Here is a 14,954-nt window from a genome sequence, read left to right as displayed (position 1 = left end):
GTTTACGAAATAAGAAGGCCCCCTAATTGGGGGCCTCCTCGTTGCTGAAAGGACTAGACCAGCGGCCTTTCATAACTAGGGTTGGCTTCAGAGAGCCCAATGATGCTGCCCATCGCACTAAAGCCCGATGTCGTTGCACTGCCCCGGAACTCAAGCTCGAATTGGTCCAGCCCGCCGAACACGGATTCAGAGCTCGGCCCAGCGTTTGGTGACCAGCTTGGCTGTAAAGCCGGCGTCGTCGCCCTGCTTAGATCTTGAATAAGCGCATTCGTAACCGTCGTCCCTGACGCCCTCTTCCTTTGAGCACATCAATATCGCTGCGCGCTTGACAGGCGTCAAACTCTTGCTAAAAAGGTGTCCAAGTAGACCCGGATTTAAGAATCATGATAGCCGACAAGATCAGAAGAGTGCGAACCAGACTAGCAAACCTGAGCCACGTTCAATGTGTTGCGTTAGGCATATACGGTGTCACTGCGGTAGCCGCACTTTTCCTCATAGTGGCTCTGGCTAGCATATTCAAGTCCAGTCAAATCTAGTTATCAAAATTAGTGCCCAGCCGATAGAAGCCAGAAGATTAAGGATAAAAATTAAGCGCACAATTGGCTTGAATACCTTATCCGCCACGGTCGGCGCTTTGTTCATCCTCCCCGAATTAATGATCACAGAAAACAGCGAAACGCCGCTGCCAAGAAGACCAAATGCTGACAAAACAACATCTTGGATGAGTCCTTTCGATAGCAAATATGAAATAATACCCAAGAACAAAAATAGAACCGATACCTTGAAACAATTCACCTCAGTGATGACTGGCCCACTTTCAGCCGAGTCGAGATCAGGCTTTCTTATATAAAATCCCAGCCCTGCGAAAACTCCCGCAAGTATCGGAAAAAGATATGCCATCAAATCCATGAGGCGAATTAAATCCCACTTAACACCCACTGCAATAATTGAAGCCAGGATTGAAATTACTAGCAGAACAACCATGACGCTAAATGGGTTTACGCCAAAATGCAACTTAGGAAGCAATGAATTTTTTAATCTATCTTCTATAGTCTGCACTTGACCGGGAATTCCCTTAAGTGCATCCACTTTAATATTGAGTTCGGATATTTTGGCGTCGAGGTCATCAAGATCGCTACGAACCTGAAAAAAGATTTTTTGGTTATGGATTTCTTCATTACCAATCCGATAAAAAATACGGCGCAAATTCGCGATGAATCTCACTTAGAACCTCCATTTCCAGCAGCATTAGTTCTTTTGAACTTCATTCTAGCCGTCACGCGATATGGTCAGACGGTATCGTATGCTTTCAATGCCGTGCGACTGTTTCCCAATACCCTTAAGCTTTTCCTTAACTGAGAAATGTCGGCTATAAGTCGAGTGGTGCTCGTCATCGAGTTCATGGCCCACGATCTGAGCCCTCAGTTCCGACACGACCCCAGCCCCTTGCAGTTCCTGGATAAACGTCTTCCTGAGCGAGTGGAACCCGCGCTTGGCCGGCTCCCAGTCCCTCCCCACCTCCGCCAGGTGACGACTGAAGGCTTTGGTGATCCAATTGCCCTGCCCGTTCACAGCGGTGGCCTTAGCCGCCGGGAACAGCCTCGTTTCACCGGCCTTGCGCTTGCCACCAACCCACTCAAGGAAGCCCATCTTTAGGAGCTCAGGATGGAGTGGCACTGTCCGAAGGCTGACCTCCGTTTTGACTTTCTGATGCTCGCCTTCGTCCGAGATGCGGAGGCACGGAATGCCGTCCTCCTCTAACACGTCTCGGACCAGCAACTGGCCGACCTCTGACGCCCTCGCCCCCGTATAGAGTCCAAGGAGCGACGCCCAGCGGGCGGACTCGGACAGCTTGGCCAGCGCCTCGGGCGCAAACAGCGCCTGAATCTGGGCCCGATCATACGCCTTGAAGCCCAGTTTCTTGCGGGCTCGCTTCTCGCGCTGGGAATAGCTGACGTGCCCGCTGGCTGGGTTGTCACCACGGGGGTAGTGTCCTGACGCCATGGCCCACTCGAAGAAGCCACCTTTGCCACCGATGTAGCTCTGCTTGTTCGTGAGCGTCGGCGTTGATGCGCCCTTCTCTCGCATGTCTTGATACCAGCGCGCCAAGTCTGAGCGCGTGATGGCATGGACCTTCGCCTTCGGACCCAGATACGCCACCAGCGCCTCGATGGCGGTCTTCTTGATGGTGTAGGTCTTGGGCAGCGTCGAGCCTTTGAGGGTCGCCAGGAACGCGTCCCGAGCCTTGCCCAAGGTCATCGTTTCAAGTGCTGGCACTGAGGCTTGCCGCACAGGGCTGGCCTGCGATGCTCCGAATGTGTTGAACGCGGCAACTGGGAGCCGCGATGGTTGAGTGGGTGCCCCACCCCTTGCTTCCAGCTCCATCAACTGCCGATACAGCTTTAGGTCTTTGGGGCTGTCGATCTCCCACCGCTCGACCACCGTGCCATCCGGCTGGCGGGTGCGGTTGAGCGTCAGTTCCTGGAGGTTCTCGGCGCTCGTCAGGCGAGCGATGAGCAGGTCAGCGTCCGTCTTGCTCAGCTTGGTCACGCGTTGATCCTTCAACTGTGCGAAGAGCCGAGCATAGCCCGCCCCAAGCACCACCGCACGCACATGCGCCTGCGCCAAGTCCTTCGTTTGCAGGGTGCGTTTGATAAGTCGGCAGCCCATCACGGTCTGCAAATCGACGGGCACACGTTGGACGAACGACCAGCGGCCGGTGGACGACCGGCTCAAATGATGAGGGATACGCATGCGAGTGTTTCCTGTGCATGCTTCCTGCCTTCCAATCAAACCAAATCAGATTTTCTCATTAAAAATCAATGGCTTGGAAACGACTGGCGGAGAGAGTGGGATTCGAACCCACGGAAGGTTTGACCCTTCGCCGGTTTTCAAGACCGGTGCCTTAAACCGCTCGGCCATCTCTCCGATGCTGCTGTGCGTAACCGCCGAAGGCATCGGCTGTCACGCTGGCGGCCCGCGTTGCGCGGGTGACGCCTGACGGTAGCCGCACGGGCATCTTGTGCGGATCCACCACTCCCAGGATTGCTCCCGGGCGCGCATTCTCGCATGCCCGGGCGCGTTCTGCTTGGTGACGCCACTCGCTTCTGGGGCTGGCGCAGTCGCCGTGCGACGCGGCGCTGTTAGTAGCCGGCCGCTATACGTTGTGGTTGGCGGGCTGCATCTACGCACCCGTGCAGCCTGCCGAAGCCTGAAGCGAACTGACTGACGAGCAGCTCGCGGACTGCCGACTAACCGGTCCGCCAGCCGCGGCGGCCAAACACCGTGCTCAGCCGACTGCGGCCACCACTGCTCAGCCAGCCTCGGCCACGGCCACTGCCAAGCGCGGCGCAGTGCCGGCGGCACGCTTGAGCTTTTCCGCCAGTTCGGCGCAGTTGCCGCCGCAATCCAGGCGCGAGCGTTCGATCTCCTGCGGCAGGTGTTCGGCCAGGAAGTCGATGAACACTCGCACGGCCGGCAGCAGGCCGCGACGCGAGGCGAACACGGCGTGGCAGATGCCCTGCGGCAGCGACCAGTGCGGCAGCACCACTTCCAGTTCGCCACTGCGCACTGCTTCGGCGCAGACGGTTTCCGGCAGCATGGTGATGCCGAAGCCATCGCGCGCCATCGATTGCAGCAGCGGGAAGTCGAATCCGGCCAGCCGCGGCTGCAGGTCCACGCGGCGCATTTCGCCGTTGGGGCCGTGTAGTTCCCAGCGTTGGTGCGCTTCGTCCTCACTGGTGCTCATGGTGGTGTGGTTGGCCAGTTCGCTGGGGTCCTTGGGGCGCCCGGCGCGATCCAGGTACTTGGGACTGGCCACCAACAATTCCTGTACCTGGCCGAAGCTGCGCATCACCAGGCTGCCGTCGTCATCCAGGCGCGAACGCACGCGCAGGGCGATGTCGTAGCCTTCGTTGATGACATCCACACGGCGGTTGCTGATATTGAGCTGCAGCCGCACCTTGGGGTACTTGGCCAGGAATTCCGGCAGCAGCTTGGGCAACTGGATCTGCGCGAGCGAGACAGGAACGCTCACCCGGACAAGACCGCGCGGCTCGGCGCTGAGACGATCCACCACCTCGCGCGCGGCCTGGGCCTCGGCCAGCATGGTCTGGGCATGGCGGTGCACGCTGGTGCCCACGTCGGTCACCGCGAAGCGGCGCGTGGAGCGCTGCAGCAGGCGTACGCCCAGGTCGGTTTCGAGCTGGCTGATGCGCCGACTCAGGCGCGATTTGGGGATGCCGAGCGCGCGCTCGGCGGCGGCGAAGCCGCCGTGGTCCACCACCATCGCGAAGTAATACAAGTCATTCAGGTCGTGCATGGCGCAGACATCCATGGATAGAACGATAAGTTATATTTAACCACCTTTATCCCAACAGAGCAACGACCTAGGCTGCCCCCCTCCGCGGCACTGCCGCATGTCATCAGGTCCTCGCCATGAAGCTGCTCCATCTCGATTCCAGCGCCCTGGGTGCCAACTCCATCAGTCGCGAACTCAGTGCTGCCGTGGTGGCGCAGCAGCGCCTGCTTCATCCGAACCTACAGGTGAGCTACCGCGATCTGGACCGGGACCCGATCCCCCATCTCACCGGCCAGTCGCTGGTGCAGGCCGATGCGGCCGAGGCTGCCGCCGCCGAGCAGGTGATGCAGCAATTTCTGGAGGCCGACGTCATCGTGATCGGGGCGCCGATGTACAACTTCAGCATTCCCTCCACGCTGAAGGCGTGGATCGACCGGATCGCGGTGGCCGGGCGCACGTTTCGCTACACCGCCACGGGAGCGGAAGGCTTGGCCGGCGGCAAGCGCGTCATCATCGCCAGCGCGCGTGGTGGCATCTATCCCGAGACGAGCAACGATTTCCAGGAACCGTACCTGCGACAGGTATTCGGCTTTCTGGGCATCGCCGAGGTGAGCTTCGTGCGTGCGGAAGGCGTTGCCTACTCGCCGCAGCATCGCAGCGACGCGCTTGCGCAGGCACTGGCAGCGCTGCGGCAGCCGGAAGAAGTGCTGGCTTGAGCGCGCAGTTTCAAAGCCATCGTCACAGCACTTCGCGCACTGCGCGAATCGCGTGATTCATGTGCGGATGCGCGCCCCTGGGCTGCCCAAGTGGCATCAACCGATCTTTTCCAGCCCACCCATGTACGGACGCAGCACCTGCGGCACGTCGATCGAGCCATCGGCGTTCTGGTAGTTCTCCATCACCGCGATCATGGCGCGGCCCACCGCCGTGCCCGAGCCGTTGAGGGTATGCAGCAGTTCCGGCTTGCCGCTGGCCGGGTTGCGCCAGCGCGCCTGCATGCGCCGCGCCTGGAAATCGCCGCAGTTGGAGCACGAGGAAATTTCGCGATAGGTGTTCTGCGACGGCAGCCAGACTTCCAGGTCGTAGGTCTTGACCGCGGAAAAGCCCATGTCGCCGGTGCACAGCAGCACCTTGCGATACGGCAGGCCGAGCTGTTCCAGCACCACCTCGGCGCAGCGGGTCATGCGCTGGTGTTCGGCATCGCTGTGTTCCGGCGCGCAGGCGGTGACCAGCTCGACCTTCTCGAACTGGTGCTGGCGAATCATGCCGCGGGTATCGCGGCCACCGCTGCCGGCTTCGGCGCGAAAGCATAGCGAATGCGCCGTCATGCGCAGCGGCAGGCGCTCGGCATCGATGATCTCCTCGCGCACGATATTGGTCAGCGGCACTTCGGAGGTGGGGATCAGATAACGCCGCGAGTCGCCCACTTCGGTCTGGAACAGATCCTCTTCGAACTTGGGCAACTGCCCGGTGCCGCGCATCGAATCGGCGTTGACCAGCAGCGGCACATTGGTTTCTTCATAGCCGTGCGCGCCGACGTGCAGGTCGAGCATGAATTGCGCCAGCGCGCGGTGCAGGCGCGCGATCGGCCCGCGCAACACGGTGAAACGTGCGCCCGAGAGCTTGGCGGCGGTTTCGCCATCCAGCCAGCCGTGCGGCGCGCCGAGTTCCACGTGGTCCTTGACCGCAAAGTCGAAGGTGCGCGGGGTGCCCCAGCGCGACTGCTCCACGTTGTCGGCCTCGTCCTTGCCGTGCGGGACATCGTCGGCCGGCAGGTTGGGCAGGCCCAGCGCGATGGTTTCCAGCTTGGCGCGAATCATCTCCAACGCGTCTTCGGAGGCCTTGAGCTCATCGCCGAAACCGGCCACCTCGGCCATCAGCGCAGTGACATCCTCGCCCTTGGCCTTGGCCTGCCCGATCGCTTTGGACTTGGAATTGCGCTGACTCTGCAATTCCTGCGTGCGCACCTGGATGCGCTTGCGCTCGCTCTCCAGCGACTCCAGTTCCGCGGTATCCAGGGAGAAGCCGCGCGTGCTGCGCAGGCGCTCGGCAAGGTCGGCGGGATGTTGGCGAAGCAGGGCCGGATCTAGCATCGGAAGTCTGTGTGTCAGTGGGAGCCTGGGATTATCGCCTGTTCCGCCACCTGCTGCGATCGATTCACCGGGGCTATGCCAGAATTGCGGCGATCCTTCAGGTGAGTCCTATGCCCGCGCCCCGCCCTGCGTCCGATCGCCAGATCGTCCTGCGTCTGCCCCGCCATACCCTGAAAATTGCCGGCATTGCCTTCGGCGCCGGCCTGCTGCTGTTCCTGTTGGTCTGGGCCACCGGCCGCAAGGACGACTTCTACAAGGCGGCGCCGGCGCCGCCGAGCGCCAGCGCGCCGACGGACGCGCAAGCCATCCAACCGCTGCCGGCGCCGTTGCCCGCGCAGGATGGCGCCAGCGATATGCCGCAGGCCAAACCGCCGGAAGACACCCCCGCCCTGGTGGAAACCGCGCCCCCCCCTCCGCCAGCACCGGCCCCGCTGCCCGAAGACGCGGTTGCTGGTGCGCCAGGCACGCCGACCGCCGCGCCGGTGGCCGGCGGCCACCGTCCGGTTCCGATGCAGGGCCAGATGCCGCCACCGCGCTATCCGTCGGCAGCATTGCGGCGCGGCGATGCCGGCGAGGTGGTCGTGCGCGTGGATGTGGACGCAGCCGGTAATCCGGGCGGGGTCACCCTGGTGCAGCGCAGCGGCTCGCGCGACCTGGACCGCGCGGCGATGGAGGCGGTGCGGCACTGGCGTTTCCATCCGGCGCAGAACAGCGGCCAGCCGGTGGCCGGTAGCCTGGATGTCCCGTTCCAGTTCAAGCCGGCGCAGTAAGCTGGGCTAACAGCGCGCGTAGTGCGAGTTCGAAGCCGGCAAGCGTCGGCAACCGATGCTCGGTAAAAGACTGTTAAAACGTGAACTGAAACGGTTACCGCACGCTGCGCCGGGTGTCCCGTTAGCGTCACTAAGCTGAATCCCGACCCCGCTTGCGTGCATCGACACGGCCCTCGCCTTAGCTGCCCCTCAGGCAACGCCGAACAGACTGGCCCGGTCATCCCACCGATGTGCCAGGAGGCCGGCCATGTCCTTCACCTCGAATCCCTCATCGCATCGCCCCGCTTTGCCAAGGGCCGCCACCGCGCGCAGGCAGGAGACGCCCAGTGACGGGGCCTCACCGTGGCTGTGGGCGACCCTGGTCGCGTTGCTGGTGGTGATTCCCAGCTGGTGGTGGGCACGACATGCCGACGAATCGTTCGCCACCGATACCGCCCCTGCGCCGGCGGCCAGCCGTCAGATCCTGCCTAGCGCCGATGGACCCCACGCGATGACCATGGTGCCGCACCAGCCGGCGCGCGCGCCGGTCAGCAGCGGGGAGGCAATTCCGCTACCCGGCAATGCATTGCCAACCTACCCGGCCGAGCTGGCGCGTGCGGGTCTGCAAGGCAGCCGGACTGCGCGGCTGCAGCTGGATGTGCAAGGACGCGTGAATGAGGTGACCATCGTCGAGCGCGCGGGCAGCAACGACCCTCGTCTGGATGCGGCGGTGGTGCGCAGCCTGCAGCAATGGCGTTTCGAGCCCGCCACGCGCGACGGGCATGCGGTGGTCAGCACCGTGCAGGTGCCGGTGGAATTCAGCGCGCAGCGCTGAGTCCGAAACCGGTGCCCTGCGCCAGGGTGTCGAAATCCGGGAACGAGGTGGCCACGTTCGCCACATCGTTGATCTGCACCTTGCCGGTAGACAGCTGCCCGGCAATCGCAAAGGCCATTGCAATGCGATGGTCGCCATGACTGTCGATCACGCCGCTGCCGATGGCCCCGCCATGAATGGTGGCGCCATCGGGCGTTTCGTCCACTTGAATGCCCAGCTTGCGCAGTCCGGTCGCCATCGCGGCCAGACGGTCCGATTCCTTGACCCGCAGTTCGGCCGCGCCGCTGACCACGGTCTGACCGGAGGCTGCGGCCGCTGCCACGAAGAGCGCGGGAAACTCGTCGATCATGTCCGGCACCAGCGCTTCGGGAATCTGCGCGCCATGCAGCGGGGCATAACGTACGCGCAGGTCGGCGACCGGCTCGCCGCCATGTTCGGCATGGTGTTGCTCGCTGATATCCCCGCCCATCAGGCGCAGCGCTGCCAGCAGCCCGGTGCGGCGTGGATTCAGGCCCACCGCACGCAACACCACCTCCGAGCCTGGAACGATGCTGGCGGCGACAATGAAGAACGCCGCCGACGAAAAATCGGCCGGCACCGCGATGTCGGTGGCACGCAGGCGCTGGCCACCGCGCAGGCGCGCCTTGCCGGGCGAAAAGTCGATCTCCACGCCGAACGCCGACAGCATGCGTTCGGTGTAATCGCGCGTGGGATGCGGCTCGCTCACCGAGGTCTCGCCCTGCGCGTACAACCCGGCCAGCAGCACCGCCGATTTGACCTGGGCACTGGCCACCGGCGAGACGAAGTCGATGCCGTGCAATGCCTGCCCGCCCTGCACCTGCAACGGTGGCGTGCCATCGTCCCGGGTCTGGATCTTCGCGCCCATTTGCGCCAGCGGGCCGGTCACTCGCCGCATCGGCCGCTTGGACAGGGACTCGTCGCCCACCAGCACGCTGTCGAAGCGTTGCGCCGCCAGCAGGCCGGCCAGCAGCCGCATGCCGGTGCCGGCATTGCCGCAGTCCAGCGCCTCGAACGGCGGCTGCAAGCCATCCACACCCACGCCATGCACGATGCGCCGCGAGGCCGATGGCGTTTGGATACGCACACCCAGCTTGGCGAAAATGGCTGCCGTTGAACGCGTATCTTCGCCTTCCAGAAAGCCGTCGATCTGCGACACGCCATCGGCGAGTGCGGCGAACATCACCGCCCGATGCGAGACCGACTTGTCGCCGGGAATGGCCAGGGTGCCGCGCAAGGCACTGCCTTGCTGCGCGATCCAGTGTTGGGTGCTGCTGCTCATGCAAATGATCCGAATGCTGCGGCATCGCCGTATAGGGCGATGCGCTTGATAAGAAATGGCGGCGCCGTCATCGCCGAAGCGCCAGCGCGCCGGTGACTGCCCGGAACCGGGCATGCAGGCTCAGGGGATGGCCACCGGATACGAACCCAGCACCTTGATCTGTGCCGAATGCGCTTCCAGCTCGGCCAGCGCCTGCATCATCGCCTCGTCGTCCACATGGCCGACCAGATCGATGAAGAAGCCGTATTCCCACTTGGCCTGATGCGAAGGCCGCGATTCGATGCGGTTCATGCTGATGCCATGCCGCGCGAACGGGCTGAGCACGTCGAACAAGGCGCCTGGCTTGTCGTGGATGAACACCAGCACCGAGGTGCGGTCGTGCCCGGACGAAGGAAAGATCTGCCGGCCGATCACCAGGAAGCGCGTGGTGTTGTCGTCGTCGTCTTCGATCGACTTCATGATGACCTTCTTCAGGCCATACACATGCGCGGCGCTCTCGCCGCCGATCGCCGCCGCGTCTTCGGCGTTACGCGCGCGGCGCGCACCTTCGGCATTGCTGGAGACCGCGATCTTTTCCACCTTGGGCAGGTGCGAACGCAGCCAGCCGGCGGTCTGTGCGAAGGATTGCGAATGCGCGTAGATGCGTTCGATATCGTCCAGCCGGCCGTTGCGCGAGAGCAGGTACTGATGCACGCGCAACTCGACTTCGCCGCAGATCTTGAGGTTGGAGGTCAGGAACATGTCCAGGGTGACCTGGATGGTGCCCTGGCCGGAATTTTCCACCGGCACCACGCCGAAATCGGCGTTGCCGGCTTCCACTTCCTGGAACACTTCTTCGATGGTCGCCATCGGCAAGCCCACCGCCGAGCGCCCGAAGTGCTTGAGCACCGCCTGCTGGCTGAAGGTGCCTTCCGGCCCCAGGTAGCCGATCTTCAACGGCTCCTGCTGGGCCAGGCACGCGGACATGATTTCGCGGTACACGTGCACCAGCACTTCATCGCTGAGCGGGCCTTCGTTGCGGTCCACCACCATGCGCAGCACCTGCGCTTCGCGCTCGGGGCGGTAGTAGTCCACGGCAGCGGCCAGCTTGCCCTTGGCCTTGCCGACCTGATGGGCAAAGTTGGCGCGCTCGGCGATCAGCGCCTGGATGGTGCGGTCGATCTCGTCGATCTTGGCGCGCACATCGGCGAGCACCGGTGCCGCGGTGACGGGCTTGCCGGCCGGCTTGGCCGGCTTGGCCACCGGCGCGGGCGCTGTGGCCTGCCCGGCGGCATCTGCCGATTGACGCTTACCGCCGGTGGCGGGCCTGGACTTGCTGGATTTGGGTGCCATCGCTGGGCGTTCCTCGAAAAGACGGCGCGTGCGCCTGCGCGGCCTTCGCCGCAGTTGGAAATGGGCTCAGCCGTGACGCTGCTGGAAGTCGTGCATGAAGGTCACCAGCGCCTGCGCGCCGGCCACTGGCATGGCGTTGTAGAGCGAGGCGCGGATACCGCCCACCGCTTTGTGGCCCTTCAATGCAAGCAGGCCGGCGGCCTTGGATTCACTGACGAACAACGCATCGAGTTGCTCATCGGGCAGAAAGAACGGGATGTTCATGCGCGAGCGCACCGCCGGCTTGACCAGGTTGCGATAGAAGCCGCCGGAACGATCGATGGCGCCATAGACCAACGCGGCCTTTTCCGCATTGCGCCGCGCGAATTCGTCCACCCCGCCCTGCTCCAGCATCCACTTCACGGTCAGTCCGAGCAGGTACCAGTTCCAGGTTGGCGGCGTGTTGAGCATCGAATCGCGTGCCAGGTGCGAGGCATAGTTGAAGATATCCGCGCGCGGCTGGCCGGCGCGTTCCAGCAGGTCGCGCCGCACGATCACCACCGAGATCCCCACCGGCCCCAGATTCTTCTGCGCGCCGGCATAGATCAGCCCGTAGCGCGAGATCTCCAGTGGCTCGGAGGCGATGGAGGAACTGAAATCGGCGAACAGCGGCAGCGTTCCCACGGCCGGAACGTCGCGGAATTCGACGCCGTGGATGGTCTCGTTGGCGGTGATGTGCACATAGGCCGACTGCGGCGACAGGGTCCAGCTGGCCACCGGCGGAATGTCGATAAAGCCTTCGGCCTGCGCATCGGCGGCGATGCGCGCATCCACGTACGGCGCGGCCTGCTTGATTGCGGTCTTGCCCCAGTGCCCGCTGATGACGTAGTCGGCGGCCTGGCCGGGCGCGGCGAAGTTCAGCGGCAACAGTGCCTGGATGGTGGTGGCGCCCCCGGCGGTGAACAGCACCGCATAGTCATCGGGAATCGACAACAAGCTGCGCAAGTCAGCCTCGGCTGCAGCTGCAACGGCAATGAAATCGGCGCTGCGGTGGCTGATTTCCACGATCGAGGCGCCCACGCCATTCCACTCCATCATCTCCGCCTGCGCCTGGCGCAGGACCGATTCCGGCAATGTCGCAGGGCCGGCACTGAAATTGAACGCGCGAGTCATGGCACACCTTGTCGAGCTAGCCTTCTAGTATGCCGCAGTGCTTCAGGCTTGGCAGCGGCTAAACAAGTTGCAGCTGCATCCTTTTGACCAGGCATGACGTAACGTGATGGTGCGCCGGAGCGAACTTTTGTCCCGGTTGGTTACTCTCACGTTGCAGCCACTGCCGGAGCCTGCCATGTCGTTTCGCGATGCCTTCCAACTGCCCGCCAGCCAGATCACCGATGAGTCCGTCTACCGCGAGCGGCGTCGGCTGCTGCAACTGATGGCGTTGACCCCGGCATTGGGCGTGGCCGGCTGCGCCGACGCCGATCCGCCACCGCCGCCCAAGACCGTGGTGAGCCCGGCGCAGGCGCGCAGCGGCTTCCGCACCGCCGAAGAGCTGACCAAGCTGGAGGACGTCACCAGCTACAACAATTTCTACGAATTCGGCACCGACAAGACCGACCCATCGAAGGCGGCCAAGACGCTCAAGCTGTCACCGTGGTCGGTGAAGGTCAGCGGCGAATGCGAAAAGCCCGGCAGCCTGTCGCTGGATGAGCTGCTCAAGGGCACTGCGTCGGAGGAGCGCATCTACCGGCTGCGCTGCGTGGAAGGCTGGTCGATGGTGATTCCGTGGACCGGCATGCCGCTGGGCGAGGTGCTCAAGCGGTTTGCGCCGACCTCCAAGGCCAAGTACGTGGCCTTCACGACGTTGGCCGACCCGCAGCAGATGCCCGGCGTACGCTACCGCTCGATCAACTGGCCGTATCGCGAAGGCCTGCGCATCGACGAGGCGATGCACCCGCTGACCCTGCTGGCCACCGGCCTGTACGGCAAGCCGCTGCCGCAGCAGAACGGTGCGCCGCTGCGCCTGGTGGTGCCGTGGAAGTACGGCTTCAAGAGCATCAAGTCGATCGTGGAAATCCGCTTCGTCGAGAAGATGCCCGAAACCGCCTGGCACGATCTGCAGCCGTCCGAATATGGGTTCTTTTCCAACGTCAATCCGGCCGTGGATCACCCGCGCTGGAGCCAGAAGACCGAGCGCCGCATTGCCGGCACCGCCAGCAAGCTGTTTGCCGAGCGGATTGCGACCAAGCCCTTCAACGGCTACGCCGATCAGGTGGCGTCGCTGTATGCGGGCATGGATCTGAAGAAGTGGTTCTAGGCAGTCGACCTGTCGTAGGAGCGCACCCGGGCGCGACAGGCATTTCCGGGAAAGCCCTGTCGCGCCCAGGTGCGCTCCTACGCCTCATCTTCTTTTTCGAGATCGCATGGCCAAGACCTCCACACCGCTGATCGCCGCCAAGACCCTGGTGCACGGTGCCGCGCTGCTGCCGATCGCCTTGCTCGCCTGGCAGTTCTGGCAGGTGTGGCAGACCGGCAGCGATGCGCTGGGCGCCGACCCGGTGGCCGAGATCGAGCACCGCACCGGGCTGTGGGCGCTGCGTTTGCTGTTGATGACCCTGGCGATCACCCCACTGCGCCAGCTCACCGGTCAGGCGGTATTGGTCCGCTTCCGGCGCATGCTGGGGCTATATGCGTTCTTCTATGCCAGCGTGCATCTGGCGGTGTACCTCAGCCTGGACCTGCGCGGCTTCTGGACGCAGATCTTCGAAGAGATCCTCAAACGCCCCTATATCACGGTGGGCTTTGCCGCGTGGCTGCTGTTGCTGCCGCTGGCGATCACCTCCACCCAGGGATGGATGCGCCGGCTCAAGCGCAACTGGGGCCGGCTGCACCAGCTGATCTACCCGATCGGGGTGCTGGCGGTACTGCACTTCTGGTGGCTGGTGAAATCCGACATCCGCGAGCCGGCGCTGTATGCCGGCATTCTCGCTGCCCTGCTGGGCTGGCGGGTGTGGAAAAAACTCAGCGCGCGCCGAACCACAGCAAGGCGCTCAGCGCCGCCGCCAGCAGCACCGCGCTGAGCAGCAGCCACGGCCAGCGGGCGACCTTCATCGGCGCACGCGCCGGTTCGGCAGCCACGCGCGGCGACGGTGGTGGCGGTTCGGGATCGGGGAGATCCCAGGTGGTGCCGTGATGGATGCGCGGCACTTCCACCACGAACCGGTGGCGGGCATCGAACACTACCTGGTCGCCGGCCTGCAGCCAGCCATCGCGCACCTGCACGCCATTGATCCAGCTGCCCTCTTCCGAGCCGAGATCGCGAATCAGCACGCGATCGCCATGACGTTCCAGGCGCGCGTGCTGGGCAGCGAAGGCCGGGTCGTCGATGACGATGTCCGCAGCCGGGTCGCTCCCGACCAGGCGCGAGCGATCCAGGGTGAAGCTGCGCCCGTGATGGCGCCCACCCAGCCCGCGCAGCAGCAGGCAGACTTCGCTCAAGCCGGCATCGTCGGCCGGCAGATCGTTGGCTGGCGCACTGGACGGCGCACTGCGCAGCAGCATCTCCACGCCATCGGCATAGATCGCATCACCGGGCCGCAACAAGGCCATGCGGCGCACCGGGCGTCCGTTGACGTGGATGCCGCGGATGCCATTGGCCACCTGCAGCCACAGGCCGCGCTGGTCCAGGCAGAACTGCGCCAACAGCAGCGCCCCCTGCGCATCGGCCACCACCCGCACGCTGCCGGAGGCATGCCGTACGATCCGGTGGACGCCGGGCTTGAGGGAATGATCCGGCTGCTGCCGGTGGGTGAAATGAACTTGCAGGTCGCGCACCGGCCGCAGCCTAGCAGGTTTGCCGTTCAGAGCGGCCATCGACCTCACCACACCGGCGCGGCGGTGGCCAGTGCGTGTCGATGATGCGCCGTGCAGGCAGCCATCCCTGAGCCTTGCGACTATTCGAAGCATCCGCTGGCGAGGCGCCATGTACCGCCGCACTTGGAGCCGGGCGCGTGCATGCGCACAATGCGCGCCTACGTTCCGTCTCACCCAGGCCGCTCATGTCCAGCATCGATCTCCGCCACGACCATTCCCTGACGCCGGCACAGGCCCGCGCGGCGATCGACGAGGCGGCGCGCAAGCTCACCGATCGCTACGGCGTGGCCTCGCACTGGGAAGGCGACACCTTGCGTATTTCACGGTCCGGCGTGGAGGGCGCGATCGCCTTGCTGCCGCAGCAGGTGCACGTAACGGCCGAGCTCGGCTTCCCGCTGTCGGCGATGCAGCCGATGGTGGAATCGGAAATCCGTCGGCTATTGTCGGAAAAGCTGGCCTGAGCACGTCGTCGCTGCCGCTGCTTCAGCGCCAA

The 14,954-nt window shown here is 63.9% G+C and carries 14 protein-coding genes and 1 tRNA gene; 6 read left to right on the top strand and 9 right to left on the bottom strand.

The features are described 5' to 3' along the window. Window positions 1-516 precede the first annotated feature (516 nt). From ACCQ13_RS07045 to ACCQ13_RS07030, 4 genes are all read right to left on the bottom strand, one after another. A complete protein-coding gene (locus ACCQ13_RS07045; RefSeq protein WP_159406885.1) occupies window positions 517-1,224 on the bottom strand; it encodes a hypothetical protein in 708 nt (235 codons plus the stop codon). Between the two features lie 45 nt (window positions 1,225-1,269). Further along, on the bottom strand, window positions 1,270-2,754 hold the full coding sequence (locus ACCQ13_RS07040; protein ID WP_167526853.1) for a site-specific integrase: 1,485 nt from the start codon (window positions 2,752-2,754) through the stop codon (window positions 1,270-1,272). Between the two features lie 84 nt (window positions 2,755-2,838). After that, window positions 2,839-2,928: transfer RNA gene (locus ACCQ13_RS07035), tRNA-Ser, on the bottom strand. A gap of 385 nt (window positions 2,929-3,313) precedes the next feature. Continuing rightward, on the bottom strand, window positions 3,314-4,336 hold the full coding sequence (locus ACCQ13_RS07030) for a LysR family transcriptional regulator (RefSeq protein WP_104601682.1): 1,023 nt from the start codon (window positions 4,334-4,336) through the stop codon (window positions 3,314-3,316). A 101-nt stretch (window positions 4,337-4,437) separates the two neighbouring features. On the opposite strand from ACCQ13_RS07030, the gene ACCQ13_RS07025 reads away from it, so the two are divergent. Beyond that, window positions 4,438-5,016, top strand: coding sequence for an FMN-dependent NADH-azoreductase (locus ACCQ13_RS07025; RefSeq protein ID WP_104601683.1), 579 nt, complete (start codon window positions 4,438-4,440; stop codon window positions 5,014-5,016). A gap of 96 nt (window positions 5,017-5,112) precedes the next feature. On the opposite strand, the gene serS is transcribed toward ACCQ13_RS07025, so the two are convergent. After that, window positions 5,113-6,393: a serine--tRNA ligase gene (gene serS / locus ACCQ13_RS07020; protein WP_104601684.1), complete on the bottom strand. Its 1,281-nt coding sequence runs from the start codon at window positions 6,391-6,393 to the stop codon at window positions 5,113-5,115. A gap of 110 nt (window positions 6,394-6,503) precedes the next feature. Between serS and ACCQ13_RS07015 the strand changes: the two genes are divergently transcribed. Both ACCQ13_RS07015 and ACCQ13_RS07010 read left to right on the top strand, forming a co-directional pair. Next, window positions 6,504-7,163, top strand: coding sequence for an energy transducer TonB (locus ACCQ13_RS07015; protein ID WP_167526852.1), 660 nt, complete (start codon window positions 6,504-6,506; stop codon window positions 7,161-7,163). Window positions 7,164-7,410: 247 nt separating this feature from the next. After that, window positions 7,411-7,977, top strand: coding sequence for an energy transducer TonB (locus ACCQ13_RS07010; protein ID WP_104601685.1), 567 nt, complete (start codon window positions 7,411-7,413; stop codon window positions 7,975-7,977). On the opposite strand, the gene aroA is transcribed toward ACCQ13_RS07010, so the two are convergent. From aroA to serC, 3 genes are all read right to left on the bottom strand, one after another. After that, window positions 7,961-9,277 (bottom strand): 3-phosphoshikimate 1-carboxyvinyltransferase, encoded by a 1,317-nt coding sequence (gene aroA, locus ACCQ13_RS07005; RefSeq protein WP_159406884.1) that lies wholly within the window; start codon window positions 9,275-9,277, stop codon window positions 7,961-7,963. The genes ACCQ13_RS07010 and aroA overlap by 17 nt on opposite strands. Window positions 9,278-9,397: 120 nt before the next feature. Next, window positions 9,398-10,609: a prephenate dehydratase gene (gene pheA, locus ACCQ13_RS07000; protein WP_159406883.1), complete on the bottom strand. Its 1,212-nt coding sequence runs from the start codon at window positions 10,607-10,609 to the stop codon at window positions 9,398-9,400. 66 nt (window positions 10,610-10,675) lie between these two features. Beyond that, complete coding sequence (serC, locus tag ACCQ13_RS06995; protein ID WP_159406882.1) at window positions 10,676-11,761, bottom strand: 3-phosphoserine/phosphohydroxythreonine transaminase; 1,086 nt, start codon at window positions 11,759-11,761, stop codon at window positions 10,676-10,678. Between the two features lie 175 nt (window positions 11,762-11,936). Here serC and msrP point away from each other — a divergent pair, with 175 nt between their 5' ends. Then, complete coding sequence (gene msrP, locus ACCQ13_RS06990; protein WP_104601689.1) at window positions 11,937-12,905, top strand: protein-methionine-sulfoxide reductase catalytic subunit MsrP; 969 nt, start codon at window positions 11,937-11,939, stop codon at window positions 12,903-12,905. Between the two features lie 106 nt (window positions 12,906-13,011). After that, window positions 13,012-13,668: a protein-methionine-sulfoxide reductase heme-binding subunit MsrQ gene (gene msrQ, locus ACCQ13_RS06985; RefSeq protein ID WP_159406881.1), complete on the top strand. Its 657-nt coding sequence runs from the start codon at window positions 13,012-13,014 to the stop codon at window positions 13,666-13,668. Here msrQ and ACCQ13_RS06980 read toward each other — a convergent pair. Further along, a complete protein-coding gene (locus ACCQ13_RS06980; protein ID WP_159407941.1) occupies window positions 13,610-14,422 on the bottom strand; it encodes an FHA domain-containing protein in 813 nt (270 codons plus the stop codon). The two genes, msrQ and ACCQ13_RS06980, sit on opposite strands and share 59 nt — an antisense overlap. 224 nt (window positions 14,423-14,646) lie before the next feature. Here ACCQ13_RS06980 and ACCQ13_RS06975 point away from each other — a divergent pair, with 224 nt between their 5' ends. Continuing rightward, window positions 14,647-14,922: a polyhydroxyalkanoic acid system family protein gene (locus ACCQ13_RS06975; RefSeq protein ID WP_104601692.1), complete on the top strand. Its 276-nt coding sequence runs from the start codon at window positions 14,647-14,649 to the stop codon at window positions 14,920-14,922. The last annotated feature ends 32 nt before the right edge of the window (window positions 14,923-14,954 follow it).

Origin of the sequence: Xanthomonas sp. NCPPB 1638 (assembly GCF_041475635.2) — a bacterium.
GTDB classification, from domain to species: domain Bacteria; phylum Pseudomonadota; class Gammaproteobacteria; order Xanthomonadales; family Xanthomonadaceae; genus Xanthomonas; species Xanthomonas cucurbitae.
Note: the sequence above shows the minus strand (reverse complement) of the source record. Positions and strands in the feature narration are given on the sequence as shown.